Source organism: Mycobacterium sp. ZZG, from assembly GCF_054786995.1.
Window position 1 is genome coordinate 31,191 of record NZ_JBTBFV010000020.1, and the last position, 16,836, is coordinate 48,026.

At 67.9% G+C, this 16,836-nt stretch carries 17 protein-coding genes; 5 read left to right on the plus strand and 12 right to left on the minus strand.

The genetic code is table 11. The features are described from left to right. Positions 1-74 precede the first annotated feature (74 nt). The 3 genes from ACXMYJ_RS13590 to ACXMYJ_RS13600 all read right to left on the minus strand — a co-directional run bounded on the left by ACXMYJ_RS13590 (position 75) and on the right by ACXMYJ_RS13600 (position 2,083). Positions 75-575, minus strand: coding sequence for an isoprenylcysteine carboxyl methyltransferase family protein (locus ACXMYJ_RS13590; protein ID WP_260757987.1), 501 nt, complete (start codon positions 573-575; stop codon positions 75-77). Positions 576-584: 9 nt separating this feature from the next. Next, positions 585-1,685: a type III polyketide synthase gene (locus tag ACXMYJ_RS13595; protein ID WP_460356842.1), complete on the minus strand. Its 1,101-nt coding sequence runs from the start codon at positions 1,683-1,685 to the stop codon at positions 585-587. A 206-nt stretch (positions 1,686-1,891) separates the two neighbouring features. Further along, the gene (locus tag ACXMYJ_RS13600) at positions 1,892-2,083 is read right to left on the minus strand and encodes a hypothetical protein (protein WP_460356844.1); all 192 of its coding nucleotides are present in this window, start codon (positions 2,081-2,083) and stop codon (positions 1,892-1,894) included. A gap of 124 nt (positions 2,084-2,207) precedes the next feature. Between ACXMYJ_RS13600 and ACXMYJ_RS13605 the strand changes: the two genes are divergently transcribed. Continuing rightward, positions 2,208-3,377 (plus strand): acyl-CoA dehydrogenase, encoded by a 1,170-nt coding sequence (locus ACXMYJ_RS13605; protein ID WP_460356846.1) that lies wholly within the window; start codon positions 2,208-2,210, stop codon positions 3,375-3,377. Between the two features lie 262 nt (positions 3,378-3,639). Here the strand turns inward: ACXMYJ_RS13605 and ACXMYJ_RS13610 are convergent, their stop codons facing one another. From ACXMYJ_RS13610 to ACXMYJ_RS13635, 6 genes are all read right to left on the minus strand, one after another. Then, positions 3,640-4,428 carry a biotin--[acetyl-CoA-carboxylase] ligase gene (locus tag ACXMYJ_RS13610; RefSeq protein WP_260757699.1) on the minus strand — a complete coding sequence of 263 codons (789 nt, stop codon included), beginning with the start codon at positions 4,426-4,428 and terminating at the stop codon, positions 3,640-3,642. Between the two features lie 35 nt (positions 4,429-4,463). Continuing rightward, complete coding sequence (locus ACXMYJ_RS13615; RefSeq protein WP_460356848.1) at positions 4,464-6,218, minus strand: PecA family PE domain-processing aspartic protease; 1,755 nt, start codon at positions 6,216-6,218, stop codon at positions 4,464-4,466. Positions 6,219-6,479: 261 nt separating this feature from the next. Next, entirely contained in the window at positions 6,480-6,809 is a 330-nt protein-coding gene (locus ACXMYJ_RS13620; protein WP_460356850.1) for a hypothetical protein, read from the minus strand. A gap of 233 nt (positions 6,810-7,042) precedes the next feature. Next, complete coding sequence (locus tag ACXMYJ_RS13625; RefSeq protein ID WP_260757702.1) at positions 7,043-7,372, minus strand: hypothetical protein; 330 nt, start codon at positions 7,370-7,372, stop codon at positions 7,043-7,045. Between the two features lie 131 nt (positions 7,373-7,503). Continuing rightward, positions 7,504-8,214 (minus strand): TIGR03089 family protein, encoded by a 711-nt coding sequence (locus tag ACXMYJ_RS13630; protein ID WP_460356853.1) that lies wholly within the window; start codon positions 8,212-8,214, stop codon positions 7,504-7,506. Between the two features lies 1 nt (position 8,215). Next, entirely contained in the window at positions 8,216-9,697 is a 1,482-nt protein-coding gene (locus ACXMYJ_RS13635; protein ID WP_260757704.1) for an LCP family protein, read from the minus strand. A gap of 66 nt (positions 9,698-9,763) precedes the next feature. On the opposite strand from ACXMYJ_RS13635, the gene rfbD reads away from it, so the two are divergent. The 4 genes from rfbD to ACXMYJ_RS13655 all read left to right on the plus strand — a co-directional run bounded on the left by rfbD (position 9,764) and on the right by ACXMYJ_RS13655 (position 13,669). After that, positions 9,764-10,621 (plus strand): dTDP-4-dehydrorhamnose reductase, encoded by an 858-nt coding sequence (gene rfbD / locus ACXMYJ_RS13640; protein ID WP_260757705.1) that lies wholly within the window; start codon positions 9,764-9,766, stop codon positions 10,619-10,621. Positions 10,622-10,655: 34 nt separating this feature from the next. Continuing rightward, a complete protein-coding gene (locus ACXMYJ_RS13645) occupies positions 10,656-11,531 on the plus strand; it encodes a glycosyltransferase family 2 protein (protein WP_260757706.1) in 876 nt (291 codons plus the stop codon). A 27-nt stretch (positions 11,532-11,558) separates the two neighbouring features. After that, positions 11,559-12,638, plus strand: a complete 1,080-nt coding sequence (gene manB / locus ACXMYJ_RS13650) for a mannose-1-phosphate guanylyltransferase (RefSeq protein WP_260757707.1) — start codon at positions 11,559-11,561, stop codon at positions 12,636-12,638. Between the two features lie 164 nt (positions 12,639-12,802). After that, the gene (locus ACXMYJ_RS13655; protein ID WP_443187828.1) at positions 12,803-13,669 is read left to right on the plus strand and encodes a hypothetical protein; all 867 of its coding nucleotides are present in this window, start codon (positions 12,803-12,805) and stop codon (positions 13,667-13,669) included. Positions 13,670-13,696: 27 nt separating this feature from the next. Here the strand turns inward: ACXMYJ_RS13655 and ACXMYJ_RS13660 are convergent, their stop codons facing one another. From ACXMYJ_RS13660 to cofD, 3 genes are read right to left on the minus strand one after another with little or no spacing between them, the layout of a single operon-like run. Beyond that, the gene (locus ACXMYJ_RS13660) at positions 13,697-14,251 is read right to left on the minus strand and encodes an NUDIX hydrolase (protein ID WP_460356857.1); all 555 of its coding nucleotides are present in this window, start codon (positions 14,249-14,251) and stop codon (positions 13,697-13,699) included. Further along, positions 14,248-15,588 carry a coenzyme F420-0:L-glutamate ligase gene (locus tag ACXMYJ_RS13665; RefSeq protein WP_460356859.1) on the minus strand — a complete coding sequence of 447 codons (1,341 nt, stop codon included), beginning with the start codon at positions 15,586-15,588 and terminating at the stop codon, positions 14,248-14,250. The genes ACXMYJ_RS13660 and ACXMYJ_RS13665 overlap by 4 nt, the downstream gene beginning before the upstream one ends. Beyond that, a complete protein-coding gene (gene cofD, locus ACXMYJ_RS13670) occupies positions 15,585-16,583 on the minus strand; it encodes a 2-phospho-L-lactate transferase (protein WP_460356861.1) in 999 nt (332 codons plus the stop codon). The genes ACXMYJ_RS13665 and cofD overlap by 4 nt, the downstream gene beginning before the upstream one ends. Between the last annotated feature and the right edge of the window lie 253 nt (positions 16,584-16,836).

The following is a 16,836-nucleotide window of genomic DNA, read 5'->3' on the forward strand; positions in this document are numbered from 1 at the left end:
TCCGCCGAAATCGCATTCCACGCGCGTCAAGTTGAGTTTTGGCCGCGTGGAATGCGATTTCGGCGGGGTGGGGGTCAGGAGTAGCCGAGGGCGTGGTTCTCGGAGGTGATGCGCACCCTCAGGATCGCGGCGTTGGCGAGGCTGAACACCACGGCCGTCCACCACGCCGAATGCACCAGCGGCAGCGCGGCGACCTCCACCGCCACCGCGGTGTAGTTGGGGTGGTGCAGAAACCGGTACGGGCCCCGGCGCACCAGCGGGGCACCGGGGATCACGATCAGCCGTGGATTCCAGTGCCTGCCCAGCGTCGCGACGCACCACCACCGCGTCGCCGTGCTCGCCACCACCAGCGCCACCATCGGCCAGCCCAGCCACGGAAGAAACGGCCGGCGCTGGGTGGCGACCTCGACGAGGCACGAAACCAGAAGCAGCGCATGCATGCTCACCATGGCGGGATAGTGGCCACGGCCGAACTCCTTGCCGCCCTGGGCAAAGGACCAGCGCGCGTTGCGCCGTGCGACGACCAGCTCGATGAGCCGTTCGGCGCCGATCAGCAGGATGAACAGGGTGTAGATCATCGTCGGCTACCAGCTCAGCAGCAGAAGTTCGAAACTGAAGCCCGGTCCCATCGCCAGCATCACGCCGAACGAGCCGCGCGGCGGCGGCGTCTGCAGGGTGCGGGCCAGCACGTCGAGCACCGACGCCGAGGAGATGTTGCCGTGCTCGCGCATGGAGTTCCAGCTGTGCCGCAACGCGTTCTGCGGCGGCCGGACCGCGTCGTCGATCGCGTCGAGGACCTTCGGTCCGCCGTGATGGCACACCCACGTGGCGATGTCGGCCGCGGTCAGGCCGTGCTCGGCGAGGAACTCGTCCACCTCACCGGCGAGGTGGTTCTGCGCCATCGCCGGAACCTCGCGCGACATCACCAGCTGGAAGCCGGTCGAGCCGACGTTCCAGCCCATCACGTCGACGGTGTCGGGTAACAACCGGCTGCGGGTGGCCACGATCCGTGGACCCGGCTCCGGCGTCGACGGACTGCGTTGTGCGCCAGCGGAAACCACGGCGGCGGCGCCGTCGCCGAACAGGCAGAGCCCGATCAGTGCCGGGATGGAGGTGTCGTTGCGCTGCAACGTCAGTGAGCACAGCTCGACCGACAGCAGCACCGCCACGTGGTCGGGGTAGCCGCGCAGATAGTCGTGCGCCCGGGCCAGGCCCGCGGCGCCGGCGACGCAGCCCAGCCCGAAGATCGGAATTCGTTTGACGTCGGGCCGCAGGCCCAGCCGGGCGGCGATGCGTGCGTCGACGGTGGGGACGGCGATCCCAGTGCTCGAGACGGTGACGATCGCGTCGACCTCGGTCGGGTCGAGGTGGGCGTCGGCCAGCGCTCGGGCGACGGCCTGCTCACCGAGCTCGGCGGCCACCTCCAGGTAGGCGGTGTTGGCCTCGGTGAACCCGGTCAGGGTGGGGTAGCGGTGCAGCGGCAGGGCCAGGTTGCGGTGCTCGACGCCGCTGGTGCGGGCGAAGCGGGTGAACTTCGGGTCGGTGAACTCGCTGAGCGCTTCGACCACCTCGTCCTGGGCGTAGCGGCGCGCGGTGAACGCCGTCGCCGTCCCCGCGATGTGCGGGGCACCCGGGAATCGGGAGCGGATCGGTTCGGTCGGGGCGAGAAGTGAGGTATCGGTCATGCGGGTCTGAACGCCGTCCGCTCTCCCGGTTAGTTCGGAAATCGGGGCGACACAGCAGTTTGTGAGGTGATTCGAAGCAACGGGTCAGCTCGGGGAACGTCCGCCGAAACCGCATTCCACGCGGGAATTGGGCGCAAAAAGGCGCGCTACACGCAGTCTCGGCGAAGGGCGTGACATCGCTCACAGAGCGATGTTCGGGGGTGGTTCTACGACGCCCGCAGCACCACGACCGGCTCGGCCACCTGGACCGGGGATCCGGCTTGGATGTGGCCCGTCTGCGCCGCGTGCATGCCCGCGTCGACGACTGCGGAAGCGCGCAGCCAGCGCGGAGTAGCGTTCCAACCACACTCACAATGCGCGGTACGGCGGAAGGCGGGGCCCTCGATGTACACCTGCATGTCGACGAAAGTACCCACCGACACTGAGAGCGAACCAATCCGCGGGCTGAGCTTTCCCTGAGAGGCGACTTCGCCGCGCGGCGTGAGCGCGCTAAAGTTACCGGCGAGTAGCAAGGAGATGATGATGGCTAGTTGGGCCGGAGACCCGTCGTTCGATCTGTTCCAGTTGCCCGAGGAACACCAGGAGCTGCGCTCGGCGATCCGCGCGCTGGCGGAGAAGGAGATCGCTCCGCACGCCGCCGACGTCGATGAGAACGCGCGCTTCCCGCAGGAGGCGCTCGACGCGCTCGTCGCGTCGGGATTCAACGCGGTGCACGTCCCCGAGGAGTTCGGCGGGCAGGGTGCGGACTCGGTGGCGGCGTGCATCGTCATCGAAGAGGTCGCGCGCGTCGATGCGTCGGCCTCGCTGATCCCGGCGGTCAACAAGCTGGGCACCATGGGGTTGATCCTGCGCGGTTCGGATGAGCTGAAGAAGAAGGTGCTGCCGGCGATCGCCTCGGGCGAGGCGATGGCGTCCTACGCGCTGTCCGAGCGTGAGGCGGGCAGCGACGCCGCCGCGATGCGCACCCGCGCCAAGGCCGACGGCGACGACTGGATCCTCAACGGCGCCAAGTGCTGGATCACCAACGGCGGCAAGTCGTCCTGGTACACCGTGATGGCGGTGACCGACCCTGACAAGGGCGCCAACGGCATCTCGGCGTTCATGGTGCACATCGACGACGAGGGCTTCACGATCGGACCCAAGGAGCGCAAGCTCGGCATCAAGGGCTCGCCGACCACCGAGTTGTACTTCGAGAACTGCCGCATCCCCGGCGATCGCATCATCGGGGAGCCGGGCACCGGCTTCAAGACCGCGTTGGCGACGCTGGACCACACCCGTCCGACCATCGGCGCCCAGGCCGTGGGCATCGCGCAGGGCGCACTGGACGCGGCGCTCGACTACGTGAAGGACCGCAAGCAGTTCGGCAAGTCGATCAGCGAATTCCAGGCGGTGCAGTTCATGCTCGCCGACATGGCGATGAAGGTCGAGGCCGCTCGGCTGATGGTGTACTCGGCCGCGGCGCGTGCCGAACGCGGCGAGGGCAACCTCGGCTTCATCTCCGCGGCGTCGAAGTGCCTGGCGTCGGATGTCGCGATGGAGGTGACCACCGATGCGGTGCAGCTGTTCGGCGGCGCCGGCTACACGGTGGACTTCCCGGTCGAGCGGATGATGCGCGACGCCAAGATCACCCAGATCTACGAGGGCACCAACCAGATTCAACGCGTGGTGATGAGCCGCGCCCTGCTCAAGTGAGCTTGCCGCGGAATAGCGTTCCTGGTCGCGACTTCTGAGCGATCGCAGCCAGGAACGCTATTTCGCGGGGGTAGCGCCAGCGTTGGTATCTGAGGTGCCGCCTCGCGAGAGCGCCTTCACGGTAGTGCTCCGCACGTCGGAGCTACCGTGAAGGCGGTCTCGCGAACTGTTTGTAGCGGCTAAGGGTCACGGCTATTCGACGTCGACCTGCGTGAGCACGTTGATCGCGGCTTCGCGCTCCGCCGGGCTCACTCCGCGCCGCTCACTCCGCTGGGCGCAGGTGCGTGATGTCTGCGGCCGATACCGTCACCGTCGTGCCGGCGTCGTCGATCAGCAGCCGGCCCGCCTCGTCGATACCCGTTGCCACACCAAGGATTTCGGAGTTGCCCGGCAGCACTGCCCGGACCCGGGTGCCGATGGTCGTGCTGACGTCGCGGTAGTCCGCCGCCAACGTGGCATCGGCGCTGCGCCAGCGCCGCAACTGCGTGTCAAGCTCCTGGAGCACCGCTACCGCGAGCGCGGTCCGGTCGACGTCGTAGCCCAGCATCGTCAGCGACACCGCCTTCGGATCGGGCAGCTCGTCGGCGACCAGACTCACGTTCAACCCGAGACCGATCACGACCACCGGCGTGGACACCTCGGCCAGGATCCCCGCCAGCTTTCCGTCTCCGACCAGAATGTCGTTGGGCCACTTCACCCCTGCGTCAACACCGAACCCGGCCCGCACTGCACGGGCGACCGCCAGTCCGGTCAGCAGGGGCAGCCAACCCCACCGGTCGGGTGCGATGCCCGTGGTGTCCACGCCGACGGACACGGAGATCTGCGAGCGCGCCGGCGCCGACCAGCTGCGGCCGTGACGTCCCCGTCCGGCGGTCTGCAACTCAGCGAAGAGCGCCACCCCGGCGATGTCCTCGCCGGCCGCCGCGCGGGCAATCAGATCGGCGTTGGTGGAGCCGGTCTCCTCGACCACATCGACGCGCCGCCACGCGGTATCCGAAACGGCGGCACGGAGTCGGTCGACATCGAGTGCGGAACGGTCAGCTGCGGGCACGGCGTCGAGGGTAGCCCCGTGCCCGCACCGCGGGATCACCGGTAGTTGAACACCGTCGTGCCGTCGCCGCTGAAGTCGAAGTAGATGGAGGTCAAGCTGAACGGGACGTAGCCGGTGTTGAGCTCCACTTCATCGTCGTCCTCGACGATCCCGGGGGTGTTCGCCCTGGTGGTCCGGTAGGAGTACAGCAGTGTCTCGCCGTCCTCGGTGTACACCGAGATCAGCGTTCCTACCGGGATATTCGACGCTCCACCCACTGCGCGGCTGGGGATGTTGCCGAGGATCCCGCCCGAATCGATCCACCCGTCGACATCGGCCGCGTCATTGTCGCCGACCTGGAGTTTGACCGGGGTGTTCGGTGTGCCCTCCAGGGACACGCGCGCTACGTAAGGGTTGGGTCCCAGGATGACTCGGCGTCGACGCTCGTCGATCAGCACGCCCCGGCCGAGCAGGCCGGGAAGCGCGGCCAGGACGTTGACCGATCCCGGGCCGGCCTTGGGCCCGATGCCGAGCACGCCCACGTAGTCGCCGTTGTACTCCGTGAAGTCATACACGGACTCCAGATCGATGATGAGCACCTCGGTCTCGGCCGAATCGATGTCGTCGCCGACCTGAATAGTCGTCTGGTACGGGTGGTAATAGGACTTGACGCTGCCGTCGCCGTAGCTGGCGTAACCTTGCGGGCCGGAGGGCTCACCGATGCCCTCATAGCCGACGTTGCGTGGGTCGATCACCAGGCCGTTCGAGCCGCTGTCGAGAAGGACCGGGACCCGCTCTCCACCGTTGACCGAGATGTAGATGACCGGCTCGGTGCGGACCTTCTGGCCGTTGTATTGCATTGTGAGATCCAGGATCTGGTAGACCAGTCCGTTGTCGCGGGCATCGTGCACCAGATCGTTGACGTTGAGGACCGCCTCGCGAGGCCCGAACCAGCCGACGATCGGCATCAGCTTCTCGGCGAGCTCCATCTGGTCCTGCGCGCGGATCGGCCGATACATGCTGTTCTCCAGCCGCATCCGGATGATCGCGTTCGCGAACGGGTTGTTCAACGTGGCGACGAATTGCGCCTGCAGGCGAGAGTGATTCTCCACCCAGCGCTCCAGATTGGTCTGGGCGCCGCCCATCAGCATCTGCGGCAGCATCGCGGCCAGACCGGCGAAGATGTTGCCGTCGCCCCACGTCGCCGAGCGCAGCTCTTCGCGCGCCTGCGCGAGTTGATCGATGGCAAGGGCAACGGTGTCGTCATCATCGTCGTCGTCGGGATCCTCGGCGTCTTGAGGATCGTCGGCGTCGTCCTCATCGTCGAGGGCGGTGACCGAGACCAGCGCCTCGGAGTTGAACTGCCGAACACTGGAGGGCACGTAGTGCGGACCGGGCAGGGGCTCGTCGTCGGCATCGTTGGTCTTCGCGGAATCCTCGCCAGCCGCGGAATCCTCGCCAGCCGCGGAATTCTCGGCGGATCCCGCATCCTCGCTGGCTTCGGCGTCTGTGGCAGCGTCTGGATCCTCGGTATCCGAGTCCCCGGTGTCCAGATCGGCGTCGTCGACTCCTGCGTCCGCGTCAGCGCCGGCACCGTCGTCGCCATCGGCTGAGCGATTTGCGCGGTCGTCGTCCGTGCCGTGCGTGGATCGCGGCGACGTCTCCTGCGTGCCGGAAGCGGACGTGCTTTCGCTGCTGCTTGATCCCGTCTCGTCGGGTGCCGCCTGCGCGACAGCGGGGGCGACCATCAGGATTCCTGCGGCGATTGCGGGGGACGCGACGATCGTGGCCGCCCAGCTACTGAAATTCATGCGCGAAGTAGACCACGAGATGAGCTAGATAACTGACGTGAACGTAGCAGTTCGCGAATCATCCTTTGATTTACGCATTAGACAAGAAAATCCCTACAGAGAATCCCGCTTCTGGTGGAGAAATTCCGGTAGCGTGTGAGCGGCCTAGTGCGCTCCGGCAAAGACACTGCAAGGGCTGTCAATTGGTAATCGGGTTAGCCGATCTGTCTATCCGGTCAGCGAAAACGCGCAGGACGGAGGCACCGCGAAAGTGGCGAGTTGTTACCGCGGAAGTGCGGTTTCGGCCGGGTCGACCGCCTCCAGCGTTTGCGACCGCGCGGCGTGCTCGGCCGTCGCCCGGTTCAACGCATCGAAGCCCGCCACGAACGCGACCATGGCGCCCAATGCCCACAGGTTTCCGAACGCCCACTCCCATGTGGTGGCAGTCGGCGCACTGACCAGCCAGTATGCGGCGATGGTGACCAGCAGATAGCCGCTGATGACATAGCACCGGCCCGTCGAGCTGGCGAGCCATCCGGGGTGGCGCCGGTTGTGCAGATGCCACGCCGACAACGCCACGACGATCGCCACTGCGGTGATGGTCGACTCCATGGGTGGCCTCCTGCTGACCGAATTTGCCAGATCTGAAGGCGGCCGGCGCACATTGACAAGGCACGCGAAGTCGAGAACAGCCTGGTGACTACAAACGATAAGGTCAGGGTTACGTGCTCGTCAACAACCGGTAATGAGCGCGAGCGCATTATTGATAGGGCGAATGGTTCGCTATAACGGCACCTCTGCGTCAGATTTCGATCAGAGAGGCTGATGTGGCGGCTGTTGTATTTTCAGAAGCAAAGACGGCCGGTGGCGGGCTCAATGGTCTCCATCGCCACCGCCATCCGCGCGTGCTCCGCGGTGGCGCGGTTGAGCGCGTTGAACCCTGTGACGAACGACATCGCGGCCGCGAGGGCCCACGCGTTGCCCATCGCCCATTCCCACGCGGTGGCGGTGGGCGCGATGGTGAGCCAGTAGGCGGCGACGGCGACCAGGGGGTAGCCGCAGCGGACGAAGAAGCGGCCGTCGGCGCTGGCCTGCCAGCCCGCGTGCCGCCGGTTGTACAGATGCCAGGCGCCCAGCACGACGATGACTGCGATCGCAGCGGTGGTCGACAACATCGGCAGCCTCCTCGCGCTAAGGCTCCTCTGCTGGCTGAAAGGGCCCGACTTAGCCAAAACGGTGCTCGTCCGGCATCACAAAGTATGCGGGCGCATTATGTGAACGGCGTGAGGCTACGGAAACGATATGGTCACAGACTGATGCGGGTCGCCTTCTCGGTTGCACGCCTGCGCTCCATCTGCGTGGCATCCGGGTTTGCCACCAACACCAGCGACGCGCCGACGACGTACAACGCAAGTAACCGCTCGACGATGTCGTCGGCGGTCTGCCACTGGGCCGCCGACAGCACCCGGTCGTCCCCGGTGAGCCCCTGCGCCTGCGCCGACGCACGCGCCGCGGCCAGCACGTCATCCGCCGACCGTCCCTCCAGGGCGGCGCCGGGGCTGCGTTCCGGCACGATCTGATCGCCGTGCACCCGCACCGCCGTCGCATAGTCGGTCAGGCCGACCGGCAAATCCGGCACCGGCTTGCCGAACGGGTCCAGCGACAACACCGCCACCTCGCCCATGCCGACGCAGGCGTCCGCGTCTTCGATCCGGTCGGCCGTGCACAGCGCGAGGTCGGCGTCTCCGCTCAACACCACTTCGGCGCCGATCCACCAGATGCCGAACAGCACCGCCGTGGTCTGCCAGTGCGCGGGCAGCAGCACTGCAACCCGACTGCCCGGCGCCGCACCGAGCTCGTCGCGCAGCAGGTTTGCGGTCTTGGCCGCCCAATTGGCCAGCGTCGCGGTGGAGAGTTCGATGCGTTCGCCGGTCGCGTCGTCGTAATAGGTGATTCGCGGACCGGCCGGGTTGGCGGCCATCAGCGGATCCAGAATCACGGAGCCGAGATTCGTCATGTCAGTTGACGCACGCCGGGTCGCTGGAACCGGCCGTCAGGATCGGCGACGGCGCCGGCACCGCCTCGCCCGCGCCGGTCAGCATCCCCGAAGCCGACGGGTCGCCGCTCATCAGCGTCACGTCGCTGCCGTCCAGGCCGGCGCCGGGACCGGTGTAGTCGTCCGACAGCACCACCCGTACCGTGCCCGGCGGCACATCGGCGTTCTGCGCCACCGGCAACCCGCCCAGATCCTTTGCGACTGCCTGCGCGCCGAGATCGTCGATCTCGGCGGCCTGCACCTCGGTCCGGGACACCCGCGCGCCCTCGTTGTTGCCGACCTGCCCCTCTTGGAAGCCCTTGCCGGACAACACATGTGCCACCGCCGCCGCCAGACCGTTGATGTCGGTGTCGTTGAGGACCTCGACGGTGGTCTTGTCGTTGCTGTAGGTCAGCTCCTCGGTCTTGCCCTCGTCCTGGTCGTGCAGCAGGCTCGTCACGAATTCCTTGACCGCGGACGGGTCGACGCGGACCACGCTTTGCATGCCGTCGTCGCTCCAGCCCGCCTCTTCGATGATCGGGATGGTCGCGAACGCGACGTTGCCGCCGGCCAGCTTCTGCAGCTGCTCGACGAAATCCATGATGTCCCAGCCGTCGGAGAGCACCACCGAGCGCTGCACCGCATCCTGCAGGTTGTTCAGCGTGGTCGGGCTCGACAGCGTCTTCGACGAGATCACCTCGTGTGCCATCGACGCCATCACCGCTTGCTGTCGTGCCACCCGATCCAGGTCGCCGCGCGGCAGGTCGTGGCGCTGACGCACGAAGCTCAGGGCCTGCGCACCGTTGAGCTTCTGCCAACCGGCGGGGAAGTCGGCACCCGAAAGTGGTTCCCAGACAGGCGCGTTGAGGCAGACGTTGACGCCACCGAGCGCATCGGTGATCAACGCGAAGCCCAGCAGCCCGATCTCGGCGTAGTGGTCGACGGTGACGCCGGTCAGGTTCGCGACCGTCTTGATCAGCTGCTCACGCCCGGCCGCGGTGGCCTCCGGCTCGGCGACGCTCGGATCCACGCCCTGCTCCTCGACGAGCTCCTTCATCTGCTCCAGGTGCACCGAGCCGTACACGCCGTTGATCTTCATCTTCCCGATGCCGGGGGACTCGACATAGGAGTCGCGCGGGATCGAGATCGCCGTCGCGGACTTCCCGTTGTTCGGAATGCGGATCAGGATGATCGTGTCGGTGTTGGTGGATACCTCGTCGCCGGCGCGCAGCATGGCGCGTTCCTCGTCGCTCAACGGGTTGCCGTGCGCGTCGGTGCGGCTGTCGGAGCCGACGAGCAGGATGTCGATCGCACCGTCCTCGCCGCCGTCGCCGAGCGCGACGGGATTGATGTGGTTGATGCCCGACTCGAACGAGCGGATCTTGCCCCACGCGACGCCGGTGCCGATGACGACGATGACTGCCACGGCCACGGATATGGCACGGATGAGGTGAGCAGCAGGCATTTGTCCAGGCTACTGGCGAGCGGGCCGCATTCCGCGCAGCTGGAACCGGCGTGCCAAACTCGTGACGTGAGCGCCCGAATCGTGATCTCCGGAGCCGGCGGCCTGGTCGGGCGCGTGTTGGCAGGTCAGGCGCGCCGGGCCGGCCGCGAGGTGGCGGCGCTCACATCCGCCGAATGGGACATCACCGACGCAGCCGCCGCCGAGCGTGTCATCGCGACCGGCGATGTCGTCGTCAACTGCGCGGCGTTCACCAACGTCGACGCCGCCGAGGCCGAACCCGAGCGCGCCCACGCCGTCAACGCCGTCGGCGCCGGGAACGTCGCGCGGGCCTGTGCCCAGGTCGGGGCGTCGCTGATCCACCTGTCCACCGACTACGTGTTCAGCGGCGATTTCGGTGGCTCAGCACCCCGCCCCTACGACGTCGACGACGCGACCGGCCCGCTGTCGGTGTACGGACGCACCAAGCTCGCCGGTGAACAGCAGGTACTGGCCGCGCTTCCCGACGCGCACGTGGTCCGCACCGCCTGGATCTACGAAGGCGCCGACGGCCCGGATTTCGCGGCGGTGATGCGCCGGGCGGCCCTGGGCGACGGCACCGTCGACGTCGTCGCCGACCAGATCGGGTCCCCGACCTACGTGGGGGACCTGTGCGAGGCGCTGCTGCAGATCGCCGACGGCGCGATCCGGGCGCCGGTGCTGCACGCCGCGAACGCCGGCGCGGCCAGCCGCTTCGAGCAGGCCCAGGCCGTCTTCGCCGGGCTCGGTGCGGATCCGTCGCGGGTGCGGCCGGTCAGCAGCGACCAGCATCCCCGCCCTGCTCCGCGCCCGGCCTACTCGGCGCTGTCCGCGGTGAAGTCGGCCGCGGCCGGACTGACTCCGCTGCGGCCCTGGCGCGACGCGTTGGCCGCGGCGCTGGCCCGGTAGTTACTCTCTACGCCGTGGAACCGGTGGTGCGTGCGTGAGCGACGAACTCTTTGTCGTGACGGTGACGTACTCGCCCGGCCCGCACCTGGACCGGTTCCTGGCCACGCTGACCCATGCCACCGACCGGCCGGTGACGGTGATCATGGCCGACAACGGCTCGACCGACGGCACCCCCGAAGAGGCCGTCGAGCGCTACCCGAACGTCAAGCTGTACCGGACCGGCGCCAACCTCGGGTACGGCACCGCGGTCAACCGCGCCGTCGCCGAGTACGGGCTGACCTCGTGCTCGGATCTCTTCATCGTCGCCAACCCCGACGTGCAGTGGGGACCGCACAGCATCGACGCGCTGCTGGAGGCCGCCGCGCGCCGGCCGCGGGCCGGGAGTCTGGGCCCGTTGATCCGCGACCCCGACGGCGCGGTGTATCCGTCGGCGCGGCACCTGCCGTCGGTGATCCGAGGCGGCATGCACGCCGTCGTCGGACCGGTGTGGCCGTCCAATCCGTGGACCGCGGCTTACCGTCAGGACCACGCAGAGCCCAGTGAACGGGCCGTCGGCTGGCTGTCGGGATCGTGTCTGCTGCTGCGCAGTTCGGCGTTTGCGGAGATCAACGGCTTCGACGAGCGCTACTTCATGTACATGGAAGACGTCGACCTCGGAGACCGGCTGGGCCGGGCGGGCTGGCAGAACGTGTACGTGCCGTCGGCGGAGGTGCTGCACGCCAAGGGGCACGCCACCGGCCGTGATCCCGCCCGCAACCTGGCCGCCCATCACGTCAGCACCTACACTTTTCTCGCCGATCGGTACCCGAAGTGGTGGCAAGCGCCGCTACGCTGGGCTTTTCGGGGGGCGTTGGGGGCGCGGGCGAGCCTGGTCGTGCGCAATTCTCGCCGGAAGTCTCGTGGGTCGTGAACGGGGATACGAGAAAGGGCGTCGCTGATGGTCAATCCTGCCGAGGTTGATGCGGTCGTGCTGGTCGGTGGCATGGGCACACGCCTGCGCCCGCTGACGTTGTCGGCGCCCAAGCCGATGCTGCCCACCGCGGGGCTGCCATTCCTGACCCACCTGCTGTCGCGGATCGCCGACGCCGGCATTGAGCACGTGGTGATGGGCACGTCGTACAAGGCAGGCGTGTTCGAATCGGAGTTCGGCGACGGGTCCAAGCTCGGTCTGCAGATCGACTACGTGGTCGAGGACGAACCGCTGGGAACCGGTGGCGGCATCGCCAACGTCGCGTCGAAGCTGCGTTACGACACCGCGGTGGTGTTCAACGGCGACGTGCTGTCGGGGTGCGACCTCGGCGCGCTGCTGGATTCGCACGCCTCCCGCGACGCGGACGTCACGCTGCACCTGGTGCGCGTCGGTGACCCGCGCGCGTTCGGTTGTGTGCCAACCGATTCCGACGGTGTGGTGACGGCTTTTCTGGAGAAGACCCAGGATCCGCCGACCGACCAGATCAACGCGGGCTGCTACGTGTTCAAGCGGCCGGTGATCGAGGCGATCCCGAAAGGCCGTGCGCTGTCGGTGGAACGGGAGACCTTCCCGCAGCTGCTGTCGGACGGGCTGCGGGTGTGCGGCTACGTCGACGCCAGCTACTGGCGTGACATGGGCACGCCGGAGGATTTTGTGCGCGGCTCGGCGGACCTGGTGCGCGGGATCGCGCCCTCACCCGCGCTGAAGGGCCATCGGGGGGAAAGCCTTGTGCACGACGGTGCTTCGGTGGCCCCGGGAGCGCTGTTGATCGGCGGCACGGTGGTCGGGCGCGGCGCGGAGGTCGCCGGCGGTGCCCGGCTCGACGGGGCGGTGATCTTCGACGGCGTGAAAGTCGGTGCGGGAGCGGTGATCGAGCGGTCGATCATCGGCTTCGGTGCGCACATCGGGCCGCGGGCGTTGATCCGCGACGGCGTGATCGGCGACGGCGCGGACATCGGCGCACGCTGCGAGCTGCTGCGCGGCGCGCGGGTGTGGCCGGGCATCTCGATTCCCGACGGCGGCATCCGCTTCTCCACTGACATCTGAAGTTGGCCGCCGCGCTGTGTGCCGCGCGCTCGGGTTTTCGCGAAAGCGCCACCACGGTAGCTCGCGGGCCGCGCACGCTACCGTGGTGGCGGTTTCGCGACGCGCCTGTGGATAACTCAGTCGCGCGGGCGCCAATTGTCGGTGGCGTCGCGCAAGTTCGGCCCATGGGCAATGTCATCCTCGGCACCGAAGCAATTGCGGCCGGTCTGGTCACACCGGGTCAGCTCAGATACGGATATCGTCGGCTCTATCCCGACGTGTATGTGCAGCGGGCGCAGGCGAAAAGCCTGACAGACGACGCCATGGGTGCGTGGCTGTGGTCGGGACGACGCGGCATCGTCACCGGCAGGGCAGCGGCGGCACTTCACGGAGCACGGTGGGTGAGTAACGACGCGCCGGTCGAACTGGTCTACGACTGCAGACGCCGGCCGGCCGGAATCATCGCGCGCAACGAACGAATCGACTGGGACGAAATCGATGAATCCGGTGACCTCAACCTCGCCACCGTTGCGCGCACGGCATTCGATCTCGGTAGGCATCTGCCGCTGAACAGGGCCGTCGCGCACCTGGATGCTCTCGCCAACGCGACAGGTTTGACGCCGGAAATGGTCAAGCCTTTGGTCGATCGCTACAGCGGCGCGCGGGGGATGAAAACGTTGCGCAAAGCCCTCGAGCTGATGGACGGCGGCGCGGAATCTCCGAAAGAGACATGGCTGCGGTTGCTGTTGATGCAGGAGTTCCCGCGACCTGAGACACAGATTCCGCTGGTGGACGAGTGGGGAGTGCCTACCATTCGCCTCGATATGGGCTGGGAGGTCGAGAAAATCGCCGTCGAGTACGACGGTGCCCATCATCAAGAGGACAGGGTGCAATACGTCCGGGATGAGAAACGTCTTCGATTGATCCACGCTCAAGGCTGGCTCTACATCAAGGTCATCAAAGAGGACAAGCCTGCGGAGATCATGGCACGCGTTCGCCGGGCGTGGGCCCTTCGCGAAACCGCCTCCACGGTAGCGACGCGGGCGTCGTGACTACCGTGGTGGCGGTTTCGCGAGATGCTAGGGGGCGGGGGGCGAGGCTGCTGCTGCCGCGGCGGCGGCGAGCTGGGTGAGGCCGAAGTCGCAGTCTTGCGGCAGCGCCTCCAGCGGCCACCACCTCAGGTCCAGCGACTCGTCGCTGCGCACCGGCTGCGCTCCCGCGGGTGCGCGCACCACGAACTGCACGTCGAGGTGACGCGTCGGCACGCCCAGCGAGCATGTCACCGGATGCACATGCAGCGCAGCGGGTTCCGGCGCGATGGTCAACCCGTCGATACCGGACTCCTCGGTCGCCTCGCGCAGCGCCGCCGCGACGATCGTCTGGTCGTCGGGCTCGCAGTGACCACCGAGCTGCAACCACCGCCCGATCCGCGGGTGCAGCGTCAGCAGCGCGTGCCGTCCGCTGTGGTCGATCACCAGCGCCGAGCCCGTCACGTGCCCCGGCACGCACTCCCGCAGGCAACCGTCGGCCCGCGCCGCCAAGAACGCCAGCACCGCATGCCGCAGCGAGTCCTGAGCGTGGTCAGGCGGATTCCACGCGGTCAGCACATCGACAGTCGACTGATGCAGGCTCATCGGCGCACCAGCAGCGTATCGGTGGACACCGGCGGGCGTGGCGTCAACGGCTCGACGGGATAGCCGATGGCGATGGCGCCCAACGGTTCCCAATCGTCGGGCAGGTCCAGATCGGCCCGCACCAGGTCGGGGGCGAAGATCGTCGACCCGATCCAGCAGCTGCCCACCGATCGCGCAGCCAGCGCGACCAGCAGGCCCTGCACCGCCGCACCGGCCGCGACGGTGAACATCGTGTGTTCGGCCGCGGTGCGCCGCGCATCGGGGTAGGTGTGCGCGCCGTCGGGAACCATGAACGGAATCACCAACTCCGGCGCGTCGTAGAGGATCTGCCCGCGACCGACCCGACGCGCGACAGCGTCCGGGTCACGGCCGTCGCTGAGCAGATCGGCGCGCCAGCGCTCCTTCATGTTGTCGAGCAGCCGCTCCCGCGCCGTGGCGTCGCGCACCCACACAAAGCGCACCGGCCGCGTGTGATGAGGCGCCGGTGCCGTCAGCGCCTCCGCGACGGAGGCCTCGATCAGTTCCCCGGGCACCGGCTGATCGCTGAACGATCGCACCGAGCGGCGCAGCAACTGCGCCTGCGAGCGACCCAGCGCCAGCGCCTCCTCGGTGCCCAGCCAGAACAGGTCCTCCTCGCCGGCACGCACCAGCTTGCGCGCCGAGGACCCGTCGTCGCGCAGCGTCAGCCCCCGCACGACCGCGACCGGCACACCGGTCAGCTTGCCCTTGACCAGATCCGCGGCGGCGGCGATCTCGTCGGCGACCGCGATCTCGGTGACGATCAGCTCGTTGCCGTGCTGATCGCGTTCCCCGGCATAGGCGTGCAACACCTCCAGCCCCGCGGCGCCGATCGCGACGTCGGTCTGTCCGGTGCGCCACGCCCGCCCCATGGTGTCGGTGACGACGACGCCGACCCACACTCCGAGCCGCTCGTGCAGCGCCGCCACCAACGCCGCAGCGCTGCCGTCGGGATCGACGGGCAGCAGGGCCAATTCGTTGGAGTCGACGTTGGAGCCGTCCACACCGGCGGCGGCCTGCACCAGACCGAGGGCGTTCTCGGTGATCAGCGTGCGCCCCTTGCGGGCCAGAACCCGCACCGCCTCGTCATCGATCAGTTTGCGGCGCAGCGCATCCCGCTCCTGAGGGTCCGACGGGGCGGCGACCATCCGGCCCTCGGTCTTGGACAGCACCTTGCTGGTGACGACGAGCACATCGTCGTCCTGCAGCCACGGCGCGGCCCCGGCGATGGCCCCGGCCAGATCGTCCCCGGGCCGGAACTCCGGAAGCCCCGGTACCGGCAGCAGTTCCACCCGTGCCGACGTGCCGTGGTCGTTCACCAGGACACCCCGGCCAGTTCGATTCCGGCGCGGACCATCTCGGCGGTTGCGGCCGGATCGGTCATCAGCAGCGGAACCGACCGCACCTGCACGCCGTCGACCGACGCGGGGTCGCCGGTGTGCACCAGCCAGCCGTCCAGGATGCCCGTCGAGGAACGGGCACCGAAGTGATTGCCGACGGCCTCAGAGGTGCTGGGCACCCCGATCACGTTCAGGCACGCGTCGGCCATGCCGCGCAACGGCTTCCCGGCGATGATGGGGGAGTAGCCGATCACCGGCGCCTTGGTCGAGCGCAGCGCGCCGCGGATGCCGCCGATCGCGAGGATGGCGCCGACGCTGACCACCGGGTTCGACGGCGCGATCAGCACGATGTCGGCGTTCTCGATCGCCTCGGTGACACCGGGCGCGGCCGTGGCCTTGTCGGAACCGACGAATGCGAAGCTCTCGGTGGGGATCTGGGCGCGGTAGCGCACCCACCACTCCTGAAAGTGGATGGCGCGCTTCTCGCCGGCCGAATCGCCGGGCCCGGGATCGGTGACCACGACATGGGTTTCGCTGCGGTCGTCGCTGGCGGGCAACAACAGCGCACCCGGCGACCACCGCCGGCACAGGGCCCGGGTGACGTCGGAGAGCGGGTAGCCGGCCCGCAGCATCTGGCTGCGCACCAGGTGGGTGGCCAGGTCGCGGTCGCCGAGGCCGAACCAATCCGGCTGCACGCGGTAGGCGGCGAGTTCTTCCTTGGCGTTCCAGGTTTCGATCTTGTGGCCCCAGCCCCGCTCGGGGTCGATGCCGCCGCCGAGGGTGTACATGCACGTGTCGAGATCCGGGCAGATGCGCACGCCGAACATCCACGCGTCGTCGCCGACATTCACCACAGCAGTCACTTCATGCTCATTGGTATCGTGAGTGCCGAACTGCCCCAACCCCAATAGATGTTGGACGCCGAGCAAGAACCGTGCACCACCGACGCCACCGACCAGAACCGTGACCTTCACAACGATCGAGACTAGGCCGTCAGAGCCGCGAACTGCGCCTCGGGCGGAACGTGATAGACACGCCACAGCGCGACGCGCCGTAAACAAGTCACGGAATGGTATGAATTCCTGTTCTAGCGCTTGACCGGGGCAGCTAACGCGTGTGTAATCACACCAGTGTCATTTCGCGGTTCTCCGGCCGGTTCCGGTGTCGCAGACCGAGATTCGATCACTTGTTCGAATTGGGATGGCCGCACGTTCGGCAGTGGGGCCG

What these genes read in the sequence shown, in the direction of transcription:
- ACXMYJ_RS13595 (WP_460356842.1), bottom strand. Translation starts at nt 1,685, where the DNA reads ATGACCGATACCTCACTTCTCGCCCCGACCGAACCGATCCGCTCCCGA.
- ACXMYJ_RS13600 (WP_460356844.1), bottom strand. Translation starts at nt 2,083, where the DNA reads ATGCAGGTGTACATCGAGGGCCCCGCCTTCCGCCGTACCGCGCATTGT.
- ACXMYJ_RS13605 (WP_460356846.1), top strand. Translation starts at nt 2,208, where the DNA reads ATGGCTAGTTGGGCCGGAGACCCGTCGTTCGATCTGTTCCAGTTGCCC.
- ACXMYJ_RS13615 (WP_460356848.1), bottom strand. Translation starts at nt 6,218, where the DNA reads ATGAATTTCAGTAGCTGGGCGGCCACGATCGTCGCGTCCCCCGCAATC.
- ACXMYJ_RS13620 (WP_460356850.1), bottom strand. Translation starts at nt 6,809, where the DNA reads ATGGAGTCGACCATCACCGCAGTGGCGATCGTCGTGGCGTTGTCGGCG.
- ACXMYJ_RS13625 (WP_260757702.1), bottom strand. Translation starts at nt 7,372, where the DNA reads ATGTTGTCGACCACCGCTGCGATCGCAGTCATCGTCGTGCTGGGCGCC.
- ACXMYJ_RS13630 (WP_460356853.1), bottom strand. Translation starts at nt 8,214, where the DNA reads ATGACGAATCTCGGCTCCGTGATTCTGGATCCGCTGATGGCCGCCAAC.
- ACXMYJ_RS13635 (WP_260757704.1), bottom strand. Translation starts at nt 9,697, where the DNA reads ATGCCTGCTGCTCACCTCATCCGTGCCATATCCGTGGCCGTGGCAGTC.
- manB (WP_260757707.1), top strand. Translation starts at nt 11,559, where the DNA reads ATGGTCAATCCTGCCGAGGTTGATGCGGTCGTGCTGGTCGGTGGCATG.
- ACXMYJ_RS13655 (WP_443187828.1), top strand. Translation starts at nt 12,803, where the DNA reads ATGGGCAATGTCATCCTCGGCACCGAAGCAATTGCGGCCGGTCTGGTC.
- ACXMYJ_RS13660 (WP_460356857.1), bottom strand. Translation starts at nt 14,251, where the DNA reads ATGAGCCTGCATCAGTCGACTGTCGATGTGCTGACCGCGTGGAATCCG.